Raw genomic sequence first — 20,810 nt, 5'->3', positions numbered from 1 at the left:
TCTTGGGCATCGCTCCCCCAAATGCCCGAAAAGCAGCGAAGCGTTACTCCCTCCAAAGAAGATCACAAAACCTTCCTTTCATTTTGCCAGAATAGCTTTTTGGTACAGAGCACTCCCAATTTTCGTTTCTATCGATTACTCGACGTTTGACGACGAACAAGGACGGCGAAGACTGAGCAAGGACGGTGAGAAGGAAAATAGGAGAGAGTTATTCATTTGGGAAGGGGCCCCGTTTCGTCGGGGAAGGGTCCTAAATGAAATAACCTCGAGGTCTTCACTTTGTCATTCTCCAACCATAAAAAAATGACCTCAAAAGGTCATCTTCAAAATCTCAATCGGTCACCCGAAGGGTTGGGGTTCCTGTAACACCCCAACTAACTCCGGACATCCGGACTATTTCTCTTTATCTAGAACTTTAATGGCATGTTCTTTTGCTTTCTTTATTTCTTCTTCGCTAGCATCAAGTTGGCCATTCTCGATTACTTTTAATACTAACTTTGCATGACGAATTTCGTCTTCTCTTGCTTCAATATCAAAGAGCTCGAAAGGGTACTCTGATACCTGAGAAAGCATACGGATGAATCCTTCCGTATCATTAATATACTTATGCATACCTATTAGCATTTCTGTATGTGGCACATGCTGCATTAATATCCCAACGCGCCTAACAAAATCTAGAGGATCAATTTTTTGACTTTGAATGTCACCGCTGCAGATTTCTTTCTCTGAAATTTTGAGAATCTGACTTAGCTTTGAAACTTGGGTTGCTTTGGGTTCGGTAATATCTCTTTCCCACTTACTTACGGTTTGTACCGTCACTTTCATCTGTTCTGCAATATCTTCTTGTTTGATATTCAATTCAATTCGTTTGTCTTTTAGAACGCTACCAACACTCATATTTACGTAATCCATATCAAAACCCTATTTAAGTTTAAGTTTACACCTACTTTTATATATCATATTATTCAGCCATACATTTATATCTGTGTACATACATAAAAGTGTTTGTATTGATTCTTGACAGGGTTTTCATTTGTTCTTTATTGACCAACTTTTCATGCAACAAGATCACCATGAGGGAAATCTTCCTCTTGTGGGGCGTCATGTTATCGAAAGGGTTGAATTAGAAACTGGTGAAAATCTTCCACCCACAGTTAACCAAAAAATATTAGAGGGCTCATACAGTACAAAGTTAACTATTCGATGTAATGGAACTCGCGTTCGAGTCGAGGGGAACCCGTCGCGCTGGCAACGTATGGACAACCTATTTGGATTGCAGACGCTTGATGAATGTGTAGCAATTTATAACCATATTTTAGCTTCGTATGACTTGCCTCCGTTCACTAAAAATACTCGCTTTGCTCACCGTCAATCGGCTGATGGTAAATCGTCTTCATTGATTGGTAATGGTGCTGAAATTACATCGATAGATTGGACTAGAAATTTAGCTGTAGGGAAGGGTAATGAACGCTCTTTTATTCGAGGTCTTTCTTCTATGCAAATTGGTCGAGGCCGAAAACCTAAGCTCTATCCTGATGGCAATACATGTAACTGGGGGGAAGGCTCTACGTGGATAATGGACAAGCTATATGCAAAATCGGTTGATTTACAGAGACATTTATTAAAAGACCAACGCAAAAAAGAAGGAGTATCACAAGAGGCATTAAATTACGTGAACAAGCTTATTGATTACTGCGAATCATTCGGTGTTGTTCGAGAAGAGCACAGTTTGAGACAGGCATTATTAAAACGACACGACTTACAATTTTACGGCATCACTACAGAACAAGACTTTTATAAACACTTACAAGATATTGAGAATGCTATGAAAACAACACACATATCACACGACGAGCATCAATCCTTTGCAGACCAACTTTTATCACTAGGCGTAGTTAAGAGCCGACAAGCAGCCAATGCAACGCAGAGTTACGCCATTATGTGGCAACACGGAACAAATTTAAGAAGTGTTTTAAAAGATAGTCAATTTTACGAACACAAAGCGCGCCTAAAAGCGATCGGTATCGATATCGGTCAACAATTCGATGTTAGTCGGATGTGTCCAACGCTTAAACGTTCTGAGGTTATCGAGGTTCAGCCACTTAAGATTCCGCCTTGGTACAAGATGCCAGTTGTAGCCGAAACTAATATTTTACCTTTCAAAGCCTACGCATAGGAAAACACCATGTTAAAAATCGAAGTATTCAAAGAAGACGTAAGAGTTACACCCAGAACCATGCCAGGGAAAGACGGCAAGCCACCACGTACTATTTACGAACAAGACGCTTATGCGCATTTACAAGGTCGTTTTCCAACGCTCACAAAGGTTCAACTGGAAGAAGGTCAACCACCTTATGAAGCCGGATTTTATACCTTTCATAGCTCTTCTTATATCGTTAATAACTTTGGCACTGTGGAGCTAAAGAAGTACGGAAAAATCATCACACCTCTGGAGTTGGATTTATGATTTGGAATTTACCTAAGCGTACCATTCACTACAAAGGTGGACTGACCATGGTGAGCCGTGAGGATGACCCTAAATATCAGTGTACATCTTGTTACAAACCATTCTTTGAAGATGAGGTTTTCATTGGTGCATTTCTTTCAAAAATTGAGTGTCCTAATTGCCAATCAGCATTGAGAGTTCTGACAGAATCAGAACCACTCATTACCAAATAAAACAAAGCCCGTAACTGCTAGAACAGCTACGGGCTTCTATCACAATCAACTATACGAGAGTTAATTATGAGTTTCCAAGAGTACACGCTAACGGATGTTTCCGACAAGGTTAATGATCTTCACGATATGTCTCTTTTCTTAAATTCAGGTTCTTACACCGAAGAAATAGGCGACAAATTAGCATTTCATATGATGGAAGAAATTGAGACGTTACAGAGCATGCTTAGCTTTATTCGAATCTACCCACAGATTCAGGCTCAAGAGCAGCTAGACAGCCCTCAGAAAGAACTTACGCCTTAGTGCGTATTATGGTTTTTATGTTTGCTATCAAAACGCGCACCGGCTCCTGGACTCGATTTATTATTTTGCTATCATAATTAAACCAGGCAATTTCTGCAGAAAGGAAAAATGATGGCAATTACAATTCGAGACACAACAGAGCATGAGAAAATGCTTTCAGACCTAAAAGACCAAACCAACACGTCTACAATGAGTAAGGCACTAATCAAGGGCGGTTATGAGGCTTTGAAGTATCGAGAGCTTTACTTATCAGAGGTTCGCAAGAATGAGCAGCTTAGAGATAAGCTGTATCGTAATGGTAAGGCCGTTTCTGGTTATCTGGACGCCTTAGACGGTCTTAAACAAATTAGCTCTTAGTGCGTATTATGGGTCTAAATTATGTTGAGTGGTTCGCTTTGCTTAACTGAATAAGAACGTGGGTGAGTAACATGCTCAATGAGGAGGTCGGCTTGTCCGGCCTTTTTGATGCTCGTTAGGAAAATCGTTGTTAGAAGTTAACCCGTAACATAATTTGCACAATGCGCATTAATCCTACAATTCTTCCCCATCAAATTGCTGTAAACACGTTGACAATGTAAAGAGAAACATACATCATTTGATAACAGTTGAAATGATTAGATGATTAGATGATTAGATGATTGTGGAGCTCAGCTCTAACTTTGCCCCACATAAAGTTTAATAGTTAGCCTATTAATTGATTCAGAACTTCAAGTAATTGATTCAGAACTCCAAGTAATTGATTCAGAACTTCAAGAGCTTTGTCTGCTAACTTTAAGATTTTTATTAATATCTCTATGTATTTCATTTTTACCTCTGAGTTTTAAAGTAACCCTACAGAGAAGACGCTCAATCTAGCTGTAGGGTTGAATTCGAAAGGCCACTTAATTGTGGTTTTTCTCGTTTCTACTTATAAAGTAGGATTCGTATCATTGCATGCTTTTAAGTTACGCGCAAACGTGACGCGTTGATTGCTTTTTTGGTCTGAGACCAAGAACTTCGGTACTTCTCTATTAGGTGGTGGTTATTACAAATCAGACACCCGACCGCAAGCGACGAGGATGAGCGGAACTAGCCCCGCAGGGATAAGGGCACTCGATACAGTTCTTGGGCATCGCTCCCCCAAATGCCCGAAAAGCAGCGAAGCGTTACTCCCTCCAAAGAAGATCACAAAACCTTCCTTTCATTTTGCCAGAATAGCTTTTTGGTACAGAGCACTCCCAATTTTCGTTTCTATCGATTACTCGACGTTTGACGACGAACAAGGACGGCGAAGACTGAGCAAGGACGGTGAGAAGGAAAATAGGAGAGAGTTATTCATTTGGGAAGGGGCCCCGTTTCGTCGGGGAAGGGTCCTAAATGAAATAACCTCGAGGTCTTCACTTTGTCATTCTCCAACCATAAAAAAATGACCTCAAAAGGTCATCTTCAAAATCTCAATCGGTCACCCGAAGGGTTGGGGTTCCTGTAACACCCCAACTAACTCCGGACATCCGGACTATTTCTCTTTATCTAGAACTTTAATGGCATGTTCTTTTGCTTTCTTTATTTCTTCTTCGCTAGCATCAAGTTGGCCATTCTCGATTACTTTTAATACTAACTTTGCATGACGAATTTCGTCTTCTCTTGCTTCAATATCAAAGAGCTCGAAAGGGTACTCTGATACCTGAGAAAGCATACGGATGAATCCTTCCGTATCATTAATATACTTATGCATACCTATTAGCATTTCTGTATGTGGCACATGCTGCATTAATATCCCAACGCGCCTAACAAAATCTAGAGGATCAATTTTTTGACTTTGAATGTCACCGCTGCAGATTTCTTTCTCTGAAATTTTGAGAATCTGACTTAGCTTTGAAACTTGGGTTGCTTTGGGTTCGGTAATATCTCTTTCCCACTTACTTACGGTTTGTACCGTCACTTTCATCTGTTCTGCAATATCTTCTTGTTTGATATTCAATTCAATTCGTTTGTCTTTTAGAACGCTACCAACACTCATATTTACGTAATCCATATCAAAACCCTATTTAAGTTTAAGTTTACACCTACTTTTATATATCATATTATTCAGCCATACATTTATATCTGTGTACATACATAAAAGTGTTTGTATTGATTCTTGACAGGGTTTTCATTTGTTCTTTATTGACCAACTTTTCATGCAACAAGATCACCATGAGGGAAATCTTCCTCTTGTGGGGCGTCATGTTATCGAAAGGGTTGAATTAGAAACTGGTGAAAATCTTCCACCCACAGTTAACCAAAAAATATTAGAGGGCTCATACAGTACAAAGTTAACTATTCGATGTAATGGAACTCGCGTTCGAGTCGAGGGGAACCCGTCGCGCTGGCAACGTATGGACAACCTATTTGGATTGCAGACGCTTGATGAATGTGTAGCAATTTATAACCATATTTTAGCTTCGTATGACTTGCCTCCGTTCACTAAAAATACTCGCTTTGCTCACCGTCAATCGGCTGATGGTAAATCGTCTTCATTGATTGGTAATGGTGCTGAAATTACATCGATAGATTGGACTAGAAATTTAGCTGTAGGGAAGGGTAATGAACGCTCTTTTATTCGAGGTCTTTCTTCTATGCAAATTGGTCGAGGCCGAAAACCTAAGCTCTATCCTGATGGCAATACATGTAACTGGGGGGAAGGCTCTACGTGGATAATGGACAAGCTATATGCAAAATCGGTTGATTTACAGAGACATTTATTAAAAGACCAACGCAAAAAAGAAGGAGTATCACAAGAGGCATTAAATTACGTGAACAAGCTTATTGATTACTGCGAATCATTCGGTGTTGTTCGAGAAGAGCACAGTTTGAGACAGGCATTATTAAAACGACACGACTTACAATTTTACGGCATCACTACAGAACAAGACTTTTATAAACACTTACAAGATATTGAGAATGCTATGAAAACAACACACATATCACACGACGAGCATCAATCCTTTGCAGACCAACTTTTATCACTAGGCGTAGTTAAGAGCCGACAAGCAGCCAATGCAACGCAGAGTTACGCCATTATGTGGCAACACGGAACAAATTTAAGAAGTGTTTTAAAAGATAGTCAATTTTACGAACACAAAGCGCGCCTAAAAGCGATCGGTATCGATATCGGTCAACAATTCGATGTTAGTCGGATGTGTCCAACGCTTAAACGTTCTGAGGTTATCGAGGTTCAGCCACTTAAGATTCCGCCTTGGTACAAGATGCCAGTTGTAGCCGAAACTAATATTTTACCTTTCAAAGCCTACGCATAGGAAAACACCATGTTAAAAATCGAAGTATTCAAAGAAGACGTAAGAGTTACACCCAGAACCATGCCAGGGAAAGACGGCAAGCCACCACGTACTATTTACGAACAAGACGCTTATGCGCATTTACAAGGTCGTTTTCCAACGCTCACAAAGGTTCAACTGGAAGAAGGTCAACCACCTTATGAAGCCGGATTTTATACCTTTCATAGCTCTTCTTATATCGTTAATAACTTTGGCACTGTGGAGCTAAAGAAGTACGGAAAAATCATCACACCTCTGGAGTTGGATTTATGATTTGGAATTTACCTAAGCGTACCATTCACTACAAAGGTGGACTGACCATGGTGAGCCGTGAGGATGACCCTAAATATCAGTGTACATCTTGTTACAAACCATTCTTTGAAGATGAGGTTTTCATTGGTGCATTTCTTTCAAAAATTGAGTGTCCTAATTGCCAATCAGCATTGAGAGTTCTGACAGAATCAGAACCACTCATTACCAAATAAAACAAAGCCCGTAACTGCTAGAACAGCTACGGGCTTCTATCACAATCAACTATACGAGAGTTAATTATGAGTTTCCAAGAGTACACGCTAACGGATGTTTCCGACAAGGTTAATGATCTTCACGATATGTCTCTTTTCTTAAATTCAGGTTCTTACACCGAAGAAATAGGCGACAAATTAGCATTTCATATGATGGAAGAAATTGAGACGTTACAGAGCATGCTTAGCTTTATTCGAATCTACCCACAGATTCAGGCTCAAGAGCAGCTAGACAGCCCTCAGAAAGAACTTACGCCTTAGTGCGTATTATGGTTTTTATGTTTGCTATCAAAACGCGCACCGGCTCCTGGACTCGATTTATTATTTTGCTATCATAATTAAACCAGGCAATTTCTGCAGAAAGGAAAAATGATGGCAATTACAATTCGAGACACAACAGAGCATGAGAAAATGCTTTCAGACCTAAAAGACCAAACCAACACGTCTACAATGAGTAAGGCACTAATCAAGGGCGGTTATGAGGCTTTGAAGTATCGAGAGCTTTACTTATCAGAGGTTCGCAAGAATGAGCAGCTTAGAGATAAGCTGTATCGTAATGGTAAGGCCGTTTCTGGTTATCTGGACGCCTTAGACGGTCTTAAACAAATTAGCTCTTAGTGCGTATTATTAGTAGAGTTATGTTGAGGGTTTGCTTTGCCTAGAACGCGGCAAGGGTGGGCGAGAGACTTACTCATTGTCGGCTGGCCGTACATGTTAGGAACGAGAATCGCTTGCTAGTGATAGCCCGTAACATAACTACGCATAATACCTGCACTAACATTTCGAGTTTGTCATTGCATGACATACCAGTATGTTAAAAAATGACATACCTCCTCTTAATTCCTAGCCGTTTTGTTTTCGTGAGCACCAAATGTTGGGAGGGGCCCGTTTCGCCGGGAGGGCCCCAACATGGCGCGGAGCGAAAACCCCCGTCTAGTATTACGGGGGTAAATTCCACGGAACTGTCAGCCTTCACCGTGTATTCGCAAGTGTAACGCGCCAGTGTTTGAGCGTAGCGAGTCTACCTTAGTTCCCTCCAGTACCATGTGGTTAAGTTTTCTAATCTCTTTTTTTATGGATCATGTCTGCTTTTGCTTCTTGTAGGTAATTCTCAAATAGATAATTTGCCACATCCGTCCACTTTACAGATTCCTTTGTTTCATAGCTGATATCTATCGCCACTCTTTCCAGTTTCATTTTGTTTTCTTCTTTAACTCTTAGCGATGTGTATTTTTGTGTCATATGCACCTCAGTTTGTGATGTTATCCATGTATTTTAGTATGCAGTTGTATTTTTTTCTCAATTGTACTTGCATACATGGGTACTTTGGGGTTAGTTTTACCAGAAATCACATGTATACATGTTCGCACAGGGTTAGGGTTTTGGGCTAGTTATGAAAAAGAAGATCTTCACAGCAGAGGAATTACAAATCGACACTGAGGCTTCGCCTTTTGTTTTTGTTGATTACCTTGCTTTTTCGTTTCCGTACTCATCACTTCGTCATGCTCACAAGTCAGATTTGTCTAATCCTTGCTGGGCACCGCTACCAAAACCAACATATCAGCGTGTTCGTTGTCCTAATCGCAAAGCAAAATTAGAGGATCTTTATCGATCTAAATGGCGTGTTGCCATGCTTGACCGTTTGGAGGTTTTTTGTCTTCACGTTCTTGGTTTGAAAATGTCACCTTGGCGCGATAAAGGTCTTAATGGTTATGAGAATTCTTGTCATTTAACGCCTAAACATTCTCGTCAACACGTTGGTTTTGTCGCTCTCGGTGGTAACCGTGACACCTGTTACATACAGCTTGAAGGAGTAGGGTGTCGCTCTCTTGTTGAACATACATCTTTGTTTCGCTTGCATTGGTGGTTACAGCTTCTTGATTGCTCGAAGCTTTCGCGTGTTGATTTAGCTGTTGATGATTTTCATGGCCTTTTTGGTCGTGACTATGCAAGGAAAGCTTATTCAGATGATGCGTTTAGAACTAGCTCTAGAGGTAGAACTCCAGCTGCTGGCGAACGTGTTTTTAAAGAGGCCAATGGTCGAGTTCTTAATGAATCGTTTGAAGTTGGTAGCCGTCAATCTAGGGTTTACTGGCGTATTTATAACAAGGCTGCTCAATTAGGTCTTGATATGTACTGGTTCCGAAATGAGGTCGAACTTAAGGATTTCCCTATTGATGTGCTGCTCGATATTAGCGGCCATTATGCAGGATTGTGTGATTTCTCGGCCTCGATAGTGGCTTCTTGCCCTGTAAAGGTGATCACAAAAAAGTCTTCAATCGCTCTCGATATCCATGGAAGAGCGAAGTGGGCGCGTCGTCAAGTTGGTCGAACTCTTGCCGATTTAGCTAAGTATTTTGATGGGGATATCGAAAAGGTTTTCGGTCTCCTCGTATCTAGTGAACATCAGGATTCAGAGTTCAGTCTTCCTGATATTCATCAAAAAATAATCAAAGAAATAACGGGCGGTTAAAAATGAAATTAGTTCTACTTGGTGCTTCGCACTCTAAAGGTATCTCGGGAAAAACTGGCAAGCCTTACGAAATTGCAGATATTTTCTACGGTAAAAAACCACGCGCTTGGTCAACTGATAAGGGTAGCTGTTCGACCTTTGGTTTTGATGTTGGTGAAGATGGTGGCTCTATGACTTTCGTTGTTTCTGATGAGATTCTGAAGCAATTCGAGTCTACCGCTTTTCCTGTTCTCGCTGAGGTTCAAACTGAGCCTAATCCAGAAAATCCAGAACAAAACTTTATTACTGGTTATACCGTTATCAAATCACTTTTTGATGATCTTCATAAGAAGTAGGTCGTCTAATGGATATTGATGAGGTGATGCGTTTGCTAGATGAAAGAATAGAGTTGCTAACAAAACGTATGAATTCGGACTCAGATAACCGTCCTGCTCATGCTGCTGCGATTAGTGCGCTTTATGACTTCAAACAAGTGCTCTCAAACTGAATCAATTCTCTCGATAAATTAAGGATTAGTTATGCCTGTATGCGCCATTCCCAATTCGGACGGTTTCTTAGCTGTCGTTCCTGAGCTTGAAGTATCTTCTTGTTCTGGTTACGTCATGTTGAGTGCTCAAGAATACGATTACTTTATGGCATATACACAAATAACTTCGTCGGAGATGGCTACTTACTTTTCAGGTGGTTTCGCACTTGTTTTTGTATTTGGCTTTCTCCAAACATATGGCATTAAAGCCGCATTAAAAGTCATTAGGCTAATTTAAGGAAAACATCATGAAATACATGAATAAAGCTCGTAAGTTCGCAGGCAAAGTTAAAACTCAAGCTGCTGTTGGTTCACTTCTTCTTATGGCATCGGCAGGTGCTCGCGCTGAAGGTGCAGATGATATCTGGGCTGCAATCGATTTGACGGGTACGACTACAAAAGTTGTTGGTGCTGGTGTTGTGATTATTGGTATTGCAATGGCGCTTAAAACTATTGGTCTTGGTAAGCGTACCGTTAACAAGATTTAGGAGCGAACATGCTATTAGTTCTGCATGACCTCCAACTCATAGTTTTTACTCTTTTGGGCGGTCTAGCAGCATTTATAGCGGCTCAAAATATGAAAGGTTAGGGGGCTTCGGCTCCCTTTTTTTATTTATTTAATTCGGAGACTAATATGAGGTCTTTGTTTTTGGTTTTATTTTTGTTCGGCTTCTCTGTCAACGTTTATTCTAACTCTCCTAGTTATGCTGTTGATGTTGGCGGTTCTTGGGCCCTTTCTTCTGATAAACCCGGTTTGTTGCCTGCTTTTGAACATAATTACTCTCTCAAGGATAATTGGACTTGGGATGATAACAAGCCTTACTTTTGTGGCGATAAGGTTTGCTGGAAGAGTCTTGAGGGTACTGTTACCGCTCGTTGGGGTGCTGCTAATGATGATTTAACCTGTGAAAACGGCAGTATTTGGGATCCCATTACTCAGTCTTGTCCACCTAATGAGAATTGTCCTGACTTGCAAGGTCAAGATGCTCCCTTTCCTCAAGGCCCCGTTCCTGATGATGGTCAATCTTTGGGTTCTTCTAGGTTATCTTGCGATATTTCAAATAAATGTGAAGTTTTGTCTGGTTATCGTGCCTCTGGTGGTTCAATGATTAAGGACTCTTTTTATACGGGTAAAGATTGTGTTGGTAATCCTGAAGATTACGCTGATTGTTCTTATTACGGCTCCTGTGATGGGGGGACGCCTCCAGAGCCTGAAGACCTCGAAGACCCTTGGGAGGGTTGCACTAAACCTTACGTAGACTCCGCTTTTGTATGCCGTGAAGATACCGATGGGGATGGTAAACCTAACCCTGATGCACCTTATGATGATAAGGCCATTTGTGATCATGATTCTAGTGGTAAGTTTTCTTGTCGTTTAGGTTCTTTTGATAAAGATAAACCTACCAACCCTGTAGAACCTACTGAGCCTGATGGTGATGTCAGTCATGGTGGGAATATTCCTGATGCCAGTGGTGAACCTGCAACATGGGAACCCGTCACGCCTCCTCCTGAAGTTACTGAGCCTGAGTTAACACCTGATTCTAATGGCGATATTGTTAAGGCTGTAACGTCTATGAATAGCAACGTTAATCAAGCTCTGAACGATTTAAATATCGACATAAACAAATCTCAAGCAAGAATACAAACCGAGCTTGATAGGTTAAATAAAAACGTCGTTAATAATTCGAACGCTACAAGGGATTTAGCTCAAACCAATATCGATATTTACAATAATACTAAGCAACTAATTCAAGGTGTTGAGGTTGCCGTCAAAACAGGAACCGCAACAACGGTCGATGCCGTTAATACTAATGGTAAAAATACAGTAAATGCCGTTAATACTGGCTTTTCTGATGTTGGCGAATCGTTAGAAAAAATTGAAGGCTCTCTTGATGCTTTGACTAAGGTTGATACTAGCTCTGCGGGTACTTCGGGTTCGTGTATCGAGACTGATACTTGTACGGGTTTTTATACGTCCGGTTATCCTGACGGGCTTTCTGGTGTTGCCAATGCGCATTTTGAATCCATCAAGACTAACGTACTCGACGGGTTTGTTAACACCTTCGGAAACCTTGATTTATCTAATGCCAAACGTCCTAGTTTTACTATTCCTGTTTTAGATTTTGGTGATTACAGCATCGAGGATTATCTCAATCTTGATTGGATATTTGGATTCGTTCGTTTTTGTCTTATTTTCACTGCCATTGCTACGGCACGTAAAAACATCTTAGGGGGCTAACATGGATTGGATAGTTGATTTATTTAATAAGCTTATTGAGTTCCTATACCGCTTGATTATTAGCTTAGTGGACATGATTAAAGATGTGTTTATCTGGGCGTTAGATGAAATATTGTCACTGTGTCAGTCACTTTTAGATTGGGTGTTCGCTTTCTTCGAACCTATGGACATATCTCAATACTTAACCGCTATTCCTAGCGAGGTTTCTTGGGTGCTTTCTGCGATTGGTCTTCCTCAAGGTCTTTCTATTATCTTAGCGTCATTGGTTGCGCGTCTTCTTCTTCAGCTGATTCCATTCACGAGGTTAGGCTCATGATTTACGGGATAGTCGGTCGTCCAGGGGGCGGCAAAAGTTATGAAGCGGTTGCGTACCAGGTTCTTCCCGCTTTAAAAGAAGGGAGAAAGGTGATCACAAATCTACCTTTGCAGATAGACCATTTTGTTGCTGTTCTTGGTGAAGAAGTTAGAGATTTGATTGTCGTTATTGATGGCAAGCTTAACGATTTTGGTTCAATGGAAAGGCCATTCAGTAAGGTGGCTGATTACAATGATGAATGGCGCAATGATAAAGGGCAGGGGCCATTATATGTCGTCGATGAGGCGCACATGACTTTGCCTAATAAGAACTTAAACACTGAGATACTCGAATGGTATTCGCTTCACCGTCATTATGGTGTTGATATCATTCTGGTGACTCAGAATTTAAGGAAGATACACCGCGATATTAAAGACATGATTGAGGTGACTTACTACTGTGCTAAGAACACCGCTTTAGGTTCGAATAGTACATACACAAGAAAAGTGCGTTCTGGTGCCAATGGTGATGTTGTTAATACGAGTATTCGTAAATACGAACAAGCCTATTTTCCTTTTTACAAAAGTCATACCGCATCTAATAGCAGTGTGACTGAAGCTATGGCCGCGGATATTGTTCCTCTTTGGAAGCGTTGGCCTGTTATCGGTTCAGTCCTATTTTTAATTGTTGGTGTCAGCATGTTGGTTTGGTCATTTTCAGATAAGGAAGAAAATGACATACCTGAGCAAGTGCAGACTGCTGAAGCGGTAGGAACGCCAGCTGTTCAAACTGTGCCTGAAGGAACGCCAGTTAAAAAAGCAAAAAACAATTCGGATTGGTTCGGGCCATTAGATGGTTTTAAGTTTTTCGTTACTGGGTATGCAAAGCAGATAGCCTATATCAGGCATCGTTCTAGCAATCGTATCGATAACGACTTGTCGTTCTATAAGATTTATATCGATGTGTACGACAAGAATCGGAAGCTGTTTAGCTTAGACCAGATAGGACTTCAAGAAATTGGTTATCAGTTTAAGGTGTTGTCTGATTGTGTCTATCAAGTTGCTTGGGAAAATTCAGAGCGCATTATCACTTGTGGTGAAGTTCCCAAAGATAACAAGCCTGATTTATTTAGCGAGGCGTTACCAATTAGCATATAACAAGCCCCGCAGGGATAAGCGAACATGATCATGTTAAGGGGTCGGTTTCGCCTGATGAGCGATAAGCAGCGAAGCGTAGCAATGATGGAGAGTAAAACGAAACCCCTTCATCTTGCTAGGCGCTCTTTAAATTTGGGCAGGCTTCGTTGAGTGTCGATTGGTGGTTATAGTTTTACTGGAGGTTTTAAAGCGTATGGAAAGTATTGTGTTGACGGCTGAACAGGTAGAGGCGATTGCTGAGGCTTTTGCTATCTATGGTTTTATTGGTGTTCTAGGTGCTTTGTTTTTTTATGATTTGCTGGCTTTTATTGCTTGTCGAACCATTAGTCGGTTTAGGTCATTTGTTGAAAAGCCTATTTACACTGATATTAGTGAACGCAGAGCTAGGGCTAAGGTTTCTCGTTAAGTGCGTATTATGATTTTTATGTTTGCTATCAAAACACGCACCGGTTCCTGGACTCGAGTTCTTATTTTGCTACCATAATCAAACTAGGTAATTTCTGCAGAAAGGAAAAATGATGGCAATTACAATTCGAGACACAACAGAGCATGAGAAAATGCTTTCAGACCTAAAAGACCAAACCAACACGTCTACAATGAGTAAGGCTTTAATCAAGGGCGGTTATGAGGCTTTGAAGTATCGAGAGCTTTACTTATCAGAGGTTCGCAAGAATGAGCAGCTTAGAGATAAGCTGTATCGTAATGGTAAGGCCGTTTCTGGTTATCTGGATGCCTTAGACGGTCTTAAACAAATTAGCTCTTAGTGCGTATTATGGTTTTTATGTTTGCTATCAAAACGCGCACCGGCTCCTGGACTCGATTTATTATTTTGCTATCATAATTAAACCAGGCAATTTCTGCAGAAAGGAAAAATGATGGCAATTACAATTCGAGACACAACAGAGCATGAGAAAATGCTTTCAGACCTAAAAGACCAAACCAACACGTCTACAATGAGTAAGGCACTAATCAAGGGCGGTTATGAGGCTTTGAAGTATCGAGAGCTTTACTTATCAGAGGTTCGCAAGAATGAGCAGCTTAGAGATAAGCTGTATCGTAATGGTAAGGCCGTTTCTGGTTATCTGGACGCCTTAGACGGTCTTAAACAAATTAGCTCTTAGTGCGTATTATTAGTAGAGTTATGTTGAGGGTTTGCTTTGCCTAGAACGCGGCAAGGGTGGGCGAGAGACTTACTCATTGTCGGCTGGCCGTACATGTTAGGAACGAGAATCGCTTGCTAGTGATAGCCCGTAACATAACTACGCATAATACCTGCACTAACATTTCGAGTTTGTCATTGCATGACATACCAGTATGTTAAAAAATGACATACCTCCTCTTAATTCCTAGCCGTTTTGTTTTCGTGAGCACCAAATGTTGGGAGGGGCCCGTTTCGCCGGGAGGGCCCCAACATGGCGCGGAGCGAAAACCCCCGTCTAGTATTACGGGGGTAAATTCCACGGAACTGTCAGCCTTCACCGTGTATTCGCAAGTGTAACGCGCCAGTGTTTGAGCGTAGCGAGTCTACCTTAGTTCCCTCCAGTACCATGTGGTTAAGTTTTCTAATCTCTTTTTTTATGGATCATGTCTGCTTTTGCTTCTTGTAGGTAATTCTCAAATAGATAATTTGCCACATCCGTCCACTTTACAGATTCCTTTGTTTCATAGCTGATATCTATCGCCACTCTTTCCAGTTTCATTTTGTTTTCTTCTTTAACTCTTAGCGATGTGTATTTTTGTGTCATATGCACCTCAGTTTGTGATGTTATCCATGTATTTTAGTATGCAGTTGTATTTTTTTCTCAATTGTACTTGCATACATGGGTACTTTGGGGTTAGTTTTACCAGAAATCACATGTATACATGTTCGCACAGGGTTAGGGTTTTGGGCTAGTTATGAAAAAGAAGATCTTCACAGCAGAGGAATTACAAATCGACACTGAGGCTTCGCCTTTTGTTTTTGTTGATTACCTTGCTTTTTCGTTTCCGTACTCATCACTTCGTCATGCTCACAAGTCAGATTTGTCTAATCCTTGCTGGGCACCGCTACCAAAACCAACATATCAGCGTGTTCGTTGTCCTAATCGCAAAGCAAAATTAGAGGATCTTTATCGATCTAAATGGCGTGTTGCCATGCTTGACCGTTTGGAGGTTTTTTGTCTTCACGTTCTTGGTTTGAAAATGTCACCTTGGCGCGATAAAGGTCTTAATGGTTATGAGAATTCTTGTCATTTAACGCCTAAACATTCTCGTCAACACGTTGGTTTTGTCGCTCTCGGTGGTAACCGTGACACCTGTTACATACAGCTTGAAGGAGTAGGGTGTCGCTCTCTTGTTGAACATACATCTTTGTTTCGCTTGCATTGGTGGTTACAGCTTCTTGATTGCTCGAAGCTTTCGCGTGTTGATTTAGCTGTTGATGATTTTCATGGCCTTTTTGGTCGTGACTATGCAAGGAAAGCTTATTCAGATGATGCGTTTAGAACTAGCTCTAGAGGTAGAACTCCAGCTGCTGGCGAACGTGTTTTTAAAGAGGCCAATGGTCGAGTTCTTAATGAATCGTTTGAAGTTGGTAGCCGTCAATCTAGGGTTTACTGGCGTATTTATAACAAGGCTGCTCAATTAGGTCTTGATATGTACTGGTTCCGAAATGAGGTCGAACTTAAGGATTTCCCTATTGATGTGCTGCTCGATATTAGCGGCCATTATGCAGGATTGTGTGATTTCTCGGCCTCGATAGTGGCTTCTTGCCCTGTAAAGGTGATCACAAAAAAGTCTTCAATCGCTCTCGATATCCATGGAAGAGCGAAGTGGGCGCGTCGTCAAGTTGGTCGAACTCTTGCCGATTTAGCTAAGTATTTTGATGGGGATATCGAAAAGGTTTTCGGTCTCCTCGTATCTAGTGAACATCAGGATTCAGAGTTCAGTCTTCCTGATATTCATCAAAAAATAATCAAAGAAATAACGGGCGGTTAAAAATGAAATTAGTTCTACTTGGTGCTTCGCACTCTAAAGGTATCTCGGGAAAAACTGGCAAGCCTTACGAAATTGCAGATATTTTCTACGGTAAAAAACCACGCGCTTGGTCAACTGATAAGGGTAGCTGTTCGACCTTTGGTTTTGATGTTGGTGAAGATGGTGGCTCTATGACTTTCGTTGTTTCTGATGAGATTCTGAAGCAATTCGAGTCTACCGCTTTTCCTGTTCTCGCTGAGGTTCAAACTGAGCCTAATCCAGAAAATCCAGAACAAAACTTTATTACTGGTTATACCGTTATCAAATCACTTTTTGATGATCTTCATAAGAAGTAGGTCGTCTAATGGATATTGATGAGGTGATGCGTTTGCTAGATGAAAGAATAGAGTTGCTAACAAAACGTATGAATTCGGACTCAGATAACCGTCCTGCTCATGCTGCTGCGATTAGTGCGCTTTATGACTTCAAACAAGTGCTCTCAAACTGAATCAATTCTCTCGATAAATTAAGGATTAGTTATGCCTGTATGCGCCATTCCCAATTCGGACGGTTTCTTAGCTGTCGTTCCTGAGCTTGAAGTATCTTCTTGTTCTGGTTACGTCATGTTGAGTGCTCAAGAATACGATTACTTTATGGCATATACACAAATAACTTCGTCGGAGATGGCTACTTACTTTTCAGGTGGTTTCGCACTTGTTTTTGTATTTGGCTTTCTCCAAACATATGGCATTAAAGCCGCATTAAAAGTCATTAGGCTAATTTAAGGAAAACATCATGAAATACATGAATAAAGCTCGTAAGTTCGCAGGCAAAGTTAAAACTCAAGCTGCTGTTGGTTCACTTCTTCTTATGGCATCGGCAGGTGCTCGCGCTGAAGGTGCAGATGATATCTGGGCTGCAATCGATTTGACGGGTACGACTACAAAAGTTGTTGGTGCTGGTGTTGTGATTATTGGTATTGCAATGGCGCTTAAAACTATTGGTCTTGGTAAGCGTACCGTTAACAAGATTTAGGAGCGAACATGCTATTAGTTCTGCATGACCTCCAACTCATAGTTTTTACTCTTTTGGGCGGTCTAGCAGCATTTATAGCGGCTCAAAATATGAAAGGTTAGGGGGCTTCGGCTCCCTTTTTTTATTTATTTAATTCGGAGACTAATATGAGGTCTTTGTTTTTGGTTTTATTTTTGTTCGGCTTCTCTGTCAACGTTTATTCTAACTCTCCTAGTTATGCTGTTGATGTTGGCGGTTCTTGGGCCCTTTCTTCTGATAAACCCGGTTTGTTGCCTGCTTTTGAACATAATTACTCTCTCAAGGATAATTGGACTTGGGATGATAACAAGCCTTACTTTTGTGGCGATAAGGTTTGCTGGAAGAGTCTTGAGGGTACTGTTACCGCTCGTTGGGGTGCTGCTAATGATGATTTAACCTGTGAAAACGGCAGTATTTGGGATCCCATTACTCAGTCTTGTCCACCTAATGAGAATTGTCCTGACTTGCAAGGTCAAGATGCTCCCTTTCCTCAAGGCCCCGTTCCTGATGATGGTCAATCTTTGGGTTCTTCTAGGTTATCTTGCGATATTTCAAATAAATGTGAAGTTTTGTCTGGTTATCGTGCCTCTGGTGGTTCAATGATTAAGGACTCTTTTTATACGGGTAAAGATTGTGTTGGTAATCCTGAAGATTACGCTGATTGTTCTTATTACGGCTCCTGTGATGGGGGGACGCCTCCAGAGCCTGAAGACCTCGAAGACCCTTGGGAGGGTTGCACTAAACCTTACGTAGACTCCGCTTTTGTATGCCGTGAAGATACCGATGGGGATGGTAAACCTAACCCTGATGCACCTTATGATGATAAGGCCATTTGTGATCATGATTCTAGTGGTAAGTTTTCTTGTCGTTTAGGTTCTTTTGATAAAGATAAACCTACCAACCCTGTAGAACCTACTGAGCCTGATGGTGATGTCAGTCATGGTGGGAATATTCCTGATGCCAGTGGTGAACCTGCAACATGGGAACCCGTCACGCCTCCTCCTGAAGTTACTGAGCCTGAGTTAACACCTGATTCTAATGGCGATATTGTTAAGGCTGTAACGTCTATGAATAGCAACGTTAATCAAGCTCTGAACGATTTAAATATCGACATAAACAAATCTCAAGCAAGAATACAAACCGAGCTTGATAGGTTAAATAAAAACGTCGTTAATAATTCGAACGCTACAAGGGATTTAGCTCAAACCAATATCGATATTTACAATAATACTAAGCAACTAATTCAAGGTGTTGAGGTTGCCGTCAAAACAGGAACCGCAACAACGGTCGATGCCGTTAATACTAATGGTAAAAATACAGTAAATGCCGTTAATACTGGCTTTTCTGATGTTGGCGAATCGTTAGAAAAAATTGAAGGCTCTCTTGATGCTTTGACTAAGGTTGATACTAGCTCTGCGGGTACTTCGGGTTCGTGTATCGAGACTGATACTTGTACGGGTTTTTATACGTCCGGTTATCCTGACGGGCTTTCTGGTGTTGCCAATGCGCATTTTGAATCCATCAAGACTAACGTACTCGACGGGTTTGTTAACACCTTCGGAAACCTTGATTTATCTAATGCCAAACGTCCTAGTTTTACTATTCCTGTTTTAGATTTTGGTGATTACAGCATCGAGGATTATCTCAATCTTGATTGGATATTTGGATTCGTTCGTTTTTGTCTTATTTTCACTGCCATTGCTACGGCACGTAAAAACATCTTAGGGGGCTAACATGGATTGGATAGTTGATTTATTTAATAAGCTTATTGAGTTCCTATACCGCTTGATTATTAGCTTAGTGGACATGATTAAAGATGTGTTTATCTGGGCGTTAGATGAAATATTGTCACTGTGTCAGTCACTTTTAGATTGGGTGTTCGCTTTCTTCGAACCTATGGACATATCTCAATACTTAACCGCTATTCCTAGCGAGGTTTCTTGGGTGCTTTCTGCGATTGGTCTTCCTCAAGGTCTTTCTATTATCTTAGCGTCATTGGTTGCGCGTCTTCTTCTTCAGCTGATTCCATTCACGAGGTTAGGCTCATGATTTACGGGATAGTCGGTCGTCCAGGGGGCGGCAAAAGTTATGAAGCGGTTGCGTACCAGGTTCTTCCCGCTTTAAAAGAAGGGAGAAAGGTGATCACAAATCTACCTTTGCAGATAGACCATTTTGTTGCTGTTCTTGGTGAAGAAGTTAGAGATTTGATTGTCGTTATTGATGGCAAGCTTAACGATTTTGGTTCAATGGAAAGGCCATTCAGTAAGGTGGCTGATTACAATGATGAATGGCGCAATGATAAAGGGCAGGGGCCATTATATGTCGTCGATGAGGCGCACATGACTTTGCCTAATAAGAACTTAAACACTGAGATACTCGAATGGTATTCGCTTCACCGTCATTATGGTGTTGATATCATTCTGGTGACTCAGAATTTAAGGAAGATACACCGCGATATTAAAGACATGATTGAGGTGACTTACTACTGTGCTAAGAACACCGCTTTAGGTTCGAATAGTACATACACAAGAAAAGTGCGTTCTGGTGCCAATGGTGATGTTGTTAATACGAGTATTCGTAAATACGAACAAGCCTATTTTCCTTTTTACAAAAGTCATACCGCATCTAATAGCAGTGTGACTGAAGCTATGGCCGCGGATATTGTTCCTCTTTGGAAGCGTTGGCCTGTTATCGGTTCAGTCCTATTTTTAATTGTTGGTGTCAGCATGTTGGTTTGGTCATTTTCAGATAAGGAAGAAAATGACATACCTGAGCAAGTGCAGACTGCTGAAGCGGTAGGAACGCCAGCTGTTCAAACTGTGCCTGAAGGAACGCCAGTTAAAAAAGCAAAAAACAATTCGGATTGGTTCGGGCCATTAGATGGTTTTAAGTTTTTCGTTACTGGGTATGCAAAGCAGATAGCCTATATCAGGCATCGTTCTAGCAATCGTATCGATAACGACTTGTCGTTCTATAAGATTTATATCGATGTGTACGACAAGAATCGGAAGCTGTTTAGCTTAGACCAGATAGGACTTCAAGAAATTGGTTATCAGTTTAAGGTGTTGTCTGATTGTGTCTATCAAGTTGCTTGGGAAAATTCAGAGCGCATTATCACTTGTGGTGAAGTTCCCAAAGATAACAAGCCTGATTTATTTAGCGAGGCGTTACCAATTAGCATATAACAAGCCCCGCAGGGATAAGCGAACATGATCATGTTAAGGGGTCGGTTTCGCCTGATGAGCGATAAGCAGCGAAGCGTAGCAATGATGGAGAGTAAAACGAAACCCCTTCATCTTGCTAGGCGCTCTTT

33 protein-coding genes are annotated in these 20,810 nt (G+C 41.1%); 29 read left to right on the top strand and 4 right to left on the bottom strand.

Going from position 1 to position 20,810, the window contains the following annotated elements:
- Positions 1 to 393: 393 nt before the first annotated feature.
- Positions 394 to 912 (bottom strand): helix-turn-helix domain-containing protein, encoded by a 519-nt coding sequence (locus tag M4S28_RS10115; RefSeq protein WP_249631731.1) that lies wholly within the window; start codon positions 910 to 912, stop codon positions 394 to 396.
- Positions 913 to 1,033: 121 nt separating this feature from the next.
- Here M4S28_RS10115 and M4S28_RS10110 point away from each other — a divergent pair, with 121 nt between their 5' ends.
- From M4S28_RS10110 to M4S28_RS10090, 5 genes are all read left to right on the top strand, one after another.
- On the top strand, positions 1,034 to 2,176 hold the full coding sequence (locus M4S28_RS10110; protein WP_076647604.1) for a phage/plasmid replication protein, II/X family: 1,143 nt from the start codon (positions 1,034 to 1,036) through the stop codon (positions 2,174 to 2,176).
- Between the two features lie 9 nt (positions 2,177 to 2,185).
- The gene (locus M4S28_RS10105) at positions 2,186 to 2,467 is read left to right on the top strand and encodes a single-stranded DNA-binding protein (RefSeq protein ID WP_102270860.1); all 282 of its coding nucleotides are present in this window, start codon (positions 2,186 to 2,188) and stop codon (positions 2,465 to 2,467) included.
- Entirely contained in the window at positions 2,464 to 2,679 is a 216-nt protein-coding gene (locus M4S28_RS10100) for a hypothetical protein (protein WP_032499644.1), read from the top strand. The genes M4S28_RS10105 and M4S28_RS10100 overlap by 4 nt, the downstream gene beginning before the upstream one ends.
- A gap of 66 nt (positions 2,680 to 2,745) precedes the next feature.
- The gene (locus M4S28_RS10095) at positions 2,746 to 2,979 is read left to right on the top strand and encodes an RstC protein (RefSeq protein WP_249631730.1); all 234 of its coding nucleotides are present in this window, start codon (positions 2,746 to 2,748) and stop codon (positions 2,977 to 2,979) included.
- 111 nt (positions 2,980 to 3,090) lie between these two features.
- Positions 3,091 to 3,336: a hypothetical protein gene (locus tag M4S28_RS10090; RefSeq protein WP_019824186.1), complete on the top strand. Its 246-nt coding sequence runs from the start codon at positions 3,091 to 3,093 to the stop codon at positions 3,334 to 3,336.
- A gap of 1,138 nt (positions 3,337 to 4,474) precedes the next feature.
- Here the strand turns inward: M4S28_RS10090 and M4S28_RS10085 are convergent.
- The gene (locus M4S28_RS10085) at positions 4,475 to 4,993 is read right to left on the bottom strand and encodes a helix-turn-helix domain-containing protein (protein WP_249631731.1); all 519 of its coding nucleotides are present in this window, start codon (positions 4,991 to 4,993) and stop codon (positions 4,475 to 4,477) included.
- Positions 4,994 to 5,114: 121 nt separating this feature from the next.
- On the opposite strand from M4S28_RS10085, the gene M4S28_RS10080 reads away from it, so the two are divergent.
- From M4S28_RS10080 to M4S28_RS10060, 5 genes are all read left to right on the top strand, one after another.
- Complete coding sequence (locus tag M4S28_RS10080; RefSeq protein WP_076647604.1) at positions 5,115 to 6,257, top strand: phage/plasmid replication protein, II/X family; 1,143 nt, start codon at positions 5,115 to 5,117, stop codon at positions 6,255 to 6,257.
- A 9-nt stretch (positions 6,258 to 6,266) separates the two neighbouring features.
- The gene (locus M4S28_RS10075; RefSeq protein WP_102270860.1) at positions 6,267 to 6,548 is read left to right on the top strand and encodes a single-stranded DNA-binding protein; all 282 of its coding nucleotides are present in this window, start codon (positions 6,267 to 6,269) and stop codon (positions 6,546 to 6,548) included.
- Complete coding sequence (locus tag M4S28_RS10070; protein WP_032499644.1) at positions 6,545 to 6,760, top strand: hypothetical protein; 216 nt, start codon at positions 6,545 to 6,547, stop codon at positions 6,758 to 6,760. The genes M4S28_RS10075 and M4S28_RS10070 overlap by 4 nt, the downstream gene beginning before the upstream one ends.
- A gap of 66 nt (positions 6,761 to 6,826) precedes the next feature.
- A complete protein-coding gene (locus M4S28_RS10065) occupies positions 6,827 to 7,060 on the top strand; it encodes an RstC protein (RefSeq protein ID WP_249631730.1) in 234 nt (77 codons plus the stop codon).
- A gap of 111 nt (positions 7,061 to 7,171) precedes the next feature.
- Positions 7,172 to 7,417, top strand: a complete 246-nt coding sequence (locus tag M4S28_RS10060) for a hypothetical protein (RefSeq protein WP_019824186.1) — start codon at positions 7,172 to 7,174, stop codon at positions 7,415 to 7,417.
- Between the two features lie 441 nt (positions 7,418 to 7,858).
- On the opposite strand, the gene M4S28_RS10055 is transcribed toward M4S28_RS10060, so the two are convergent.
- Positions 7,859 to 8,041, bottom strand: a complete 183-nt coding sequence (locus tag M4S28_RS10055; protein ID WP_019822664.1) for a hypothetical protein — start codon at positions 8,039 to 8,041, stop codon at positions 7,859 to 7,861.
- A gap of 151 nt (positions 8,042 to 8,192) precedes the next feature.
- Here M4S28_RS10055 and M4S28_RS10050 point away from each other — a divergent pair, with 151 nt between their 5' ends.
- From M4S28_RS10050 to M4S28_RS10000, 11 genes are all read left to right on the top strand, one after another.
- Positions 8,193 to 9,272 (top strand): replication initiation factor domain-containing protein, encoded by a 1,080-nt coding sequence (locus M4S28_RS10050; protein WP_192890635.1) that lies wholly within the window; start codon positions 8,193 to 8,195, stop codon positions 9,270 to 9,272.
- 2 nt (positions 9,273 to 9,274) lie between these two features.
- Complete coding sequence (locus tag M4S28_RS10045; protein WP_249631729.1) at positions 9,275 to 9,607, top strand: CTX-RstB family phage integration protein; 333 nt, start codon at positions 9,275 to 9,277, stop codon at positions 9,605 to 9,607.
- A gap of 8 nt (positions 9,608 to 9,615) precedes the next feature.
- Complete coding sequence (locus M4S28_RS10040; protein ID WP_249631728.1) at positions 9,616 to 9,759, top strand: hypothetical protein; 144 nt, start codon at positions 9,616 to 9,618, stop codon at positions 9,757 to 9,759.
- Between the two features lie 31 nt (positions 9,760 to 9,790).
- The gene (locus M4S28_RS10035; protein ID WP_102467481.1) at positions 9,791 to 10,036 is read left to right on the top strand and encodes a single-stranded DNA-binding protein; all 246 of its coding nucleotides are present in this window, start codon (positions 9,791 to 9,793) and stop codon (positions 10,034 to 10,036) included.
- Positions 10,037 to 10,046: 10 nt separating this feature from the next.
- On the top strand, positions 10,047 to 10,286 hold the full coding sequence (locus M4S28_RS10030) for a phage coat protein (protein ID WP_102467480.1): 240 nt from the start codon (positions 10,047 to 10,049) through the stop codon (positions 10,284 to 10,286).
- Between the two features lie 146 nt (positions 10,287 to 10,432).
- Complete coding sequence (locus tag M4S28_RS10025) at positions 10,433 to 12,037, top strand: hypothetical protein (RefSeq protein WP_249631727.1); 1,605 nt, start codon at positions 10,433 to 10,435, stop codon at positions 12,035 to 12,037.
- 1 nt (position 12,038) lies between these two features.
- Positions 12,039 to 12,353 carry a DUF2523 family protein gene (locus M4S28_RS10020; protein WP_102467478.1) on the top strand — a complete coding sequence of 105 codons (315 nt, stop codon included), beginning with the start codon at positions 12,039 to 12,041 and terminating at the stop codon, positions 12,351 to 12,353.
- Positions 12,350 to 13,489, top strand: a complete 1,140-nt coding sequence (locus tag M4S28_RS10015; RefSeq protein ID WP_249631726.1) for a zonular occludens toxin domain-containing protein — start codon at positions 12,350 to 12,352, stop codon at positions 13,487 to 13,489. The genes M4S28_RS10020 and M4S28_RS10015 overlap by 4 nt, the downstream gene beginning before the upstream one ends.
- A gap of 193 nt (positions 13,490 to 13,682) precedes the next feature.
- Positions 13,683 to 13,895 (top strand): hypothetical protein, encoded by a 213-nt coding sequence (locus M4S28_RS10010; RefSeq protein ID WP_249631725.1) that lies wholly within the window; start codon positions 13,683 to 13,685, stop codon positions 13,893 to 13,895.
- A 112-nt stretch (positions 13,896 to 14,007) separates the two neighbouring features.
- Positions 14,008 to 14,253, top strand: coding sequence for a hypothetical protein (locus M4S28_RS10005; protein ID WP_019824186.1), 246 nt, complete (start codon positions 14,008 to 14,010; stop codon positions 14,251 to 14,253).
- 111 nt (positions 14,254 to 14,364) lie between these two features.
- A complete protein-coding gene (locus M4S28_RS10000; RefSeq protein WP_019824186.1) occupies positions 14,365 to 14,610 on the top strand; it encodes a hypothetical protein in 246 nt (81 codons plus the stop codon).
- A 441-nt stretch (positions 14,611 to 15,051) separates the two neighbouring features.
- Here M4S28_RS10000 and M4S28_RS09995 read toward each other — a convergent pair whose 3' ends face one another.
- On the bottom strand, positions 15,052 to 15,234 hold the full coding sequence (locus M4S28_RS09995) for a hypothetical protein (RefSeq protein ID WP_019822664.1): 183 nt from the start codon (positions 15,232 to 15,234) through the stop codon (positions 15,052 to 15,054).
- Between the two features lie 151 nt (positions 15,235 to 15,385).
- On the opposite strand from M4S28_RS09995, the gene M4S28_RS09990 reads away from it, so the two are divergent.
- The 8 genes from M4S28_RS09990 to M4S28_RS09955 all read left to right on the top strand — a co-directional run bounded on the left by M4S28_RS09990 (position 15,386) and on the right by M4S28_RS09955 (position 20,682).
- Positions 15,386 to 16,465: a replication initiation factor domain-containing protein gene (locus M4S28_RS09990; protein ID WP_192890635.1), complete on the top strand. Its 1,080-nt coding sequence runs from the start codon at positions 15,386 to 15,388 to the stop codon at positions 16,463 to 16,465.
- Positions 16,466 to 16,467: 2 nt separating this feature from the next.
- The gene (locus M4S28_RS09985; protein WP_249631729.1) at positions 16,468 to 16,800 is read left to right on the top strand and encodes a CTX-RstB family phage integration protein; all 333 of its coding nucleotides are present in this window, start codon (positions 16,468 to 16,470) and stop codon (positions 16,798 to 16,800) included.
- 8 nt (positions 16,801 to 16,808) lie between these two features.
- Positions 16,809 to 16,952 (top strand): hypothetical protein, encoded by a 144-nt coding sequence (locus M4S28_RS09980; protein WP_249631728.1) that lies wholly within the window; start codon positions 16,809 to 16,811, stop codon positions 16,950 to 16,952.
- A gap of 31 nt (positions 16,953 to 16,983) precedes the next feature.
- Entirely contained in the window at positions 16,984 to 17,229 is a 246-nt protein-coding gene (locus M4S28_RS09975) for a single-stranded DNA-binding protein (RefSeq protein ID WP_102467481.1), read from the top strand.
- Between the two features lie 10 nt (positions 17,230 to 17,239).
- Positions 17,240 to 17,479, top strand: a complete 240-nt coding sequence (locus M4S28_RS09970) for a phage coat protein (protein ID WP_102467480.1) — start codon at positions 17,240 to 17,242, stop codon at positions 17,477 to 17,479.
- Positions 17,480 to 17,625: 146 nt separating this feature from the next.
- A complete protein-coding gene (locus M4S28_RS09965; protein ID WP_249631727.1) occupies positions 17,626 to 19,230 on the top strand; it encodes a hypothetical protein in 1,605 nt (534 codons plus the stop codon).
- A gap of 1 nt (position 19,231) precedes the next feature.
- Positions 19,232 to 19,546, top strand: coding sequence for a DUF2523 family protein (locus tag M4S28_RS09960; protein WP_102467478.1), 315 nt, complete (start codon positions 19,232 to 19,234; stop codon positions 19,544 to 19,546).
- On the top strand, positions 19,543 to 20,682 hold the full coding sequence (locus M4S28_RS09955) for a zonular occludens toxin domain-containing protein (RefSeq protein WP_249631726.1): 1,140 nt from the start codon (positions 19,543 to 19,545) through the stop codon (positions 20,680 to 20,682). Before M4S28_RS09960 ends, M4S28_RS09955 begins: the two co-directional genes overlap by 4 nt.
- Positions 20,683 to 20,810 lie beyond the last annotated feature (128 nt).

The organism is Vibrio sp. J383, assembly GCF_023503985.1.
GTDB classification, from domain to species: Bacteria; Pseudomonadota; Gammaproteobacteria; order Enterobacterales; family Vibrionaceae; genus Vibrio; species Vibrio splendidus.
The sequence above is the reverse complement of the archived record's forward strand: the minus strand, read 5'-3'. Positions and strand labels throughout refer to the sequence as shown.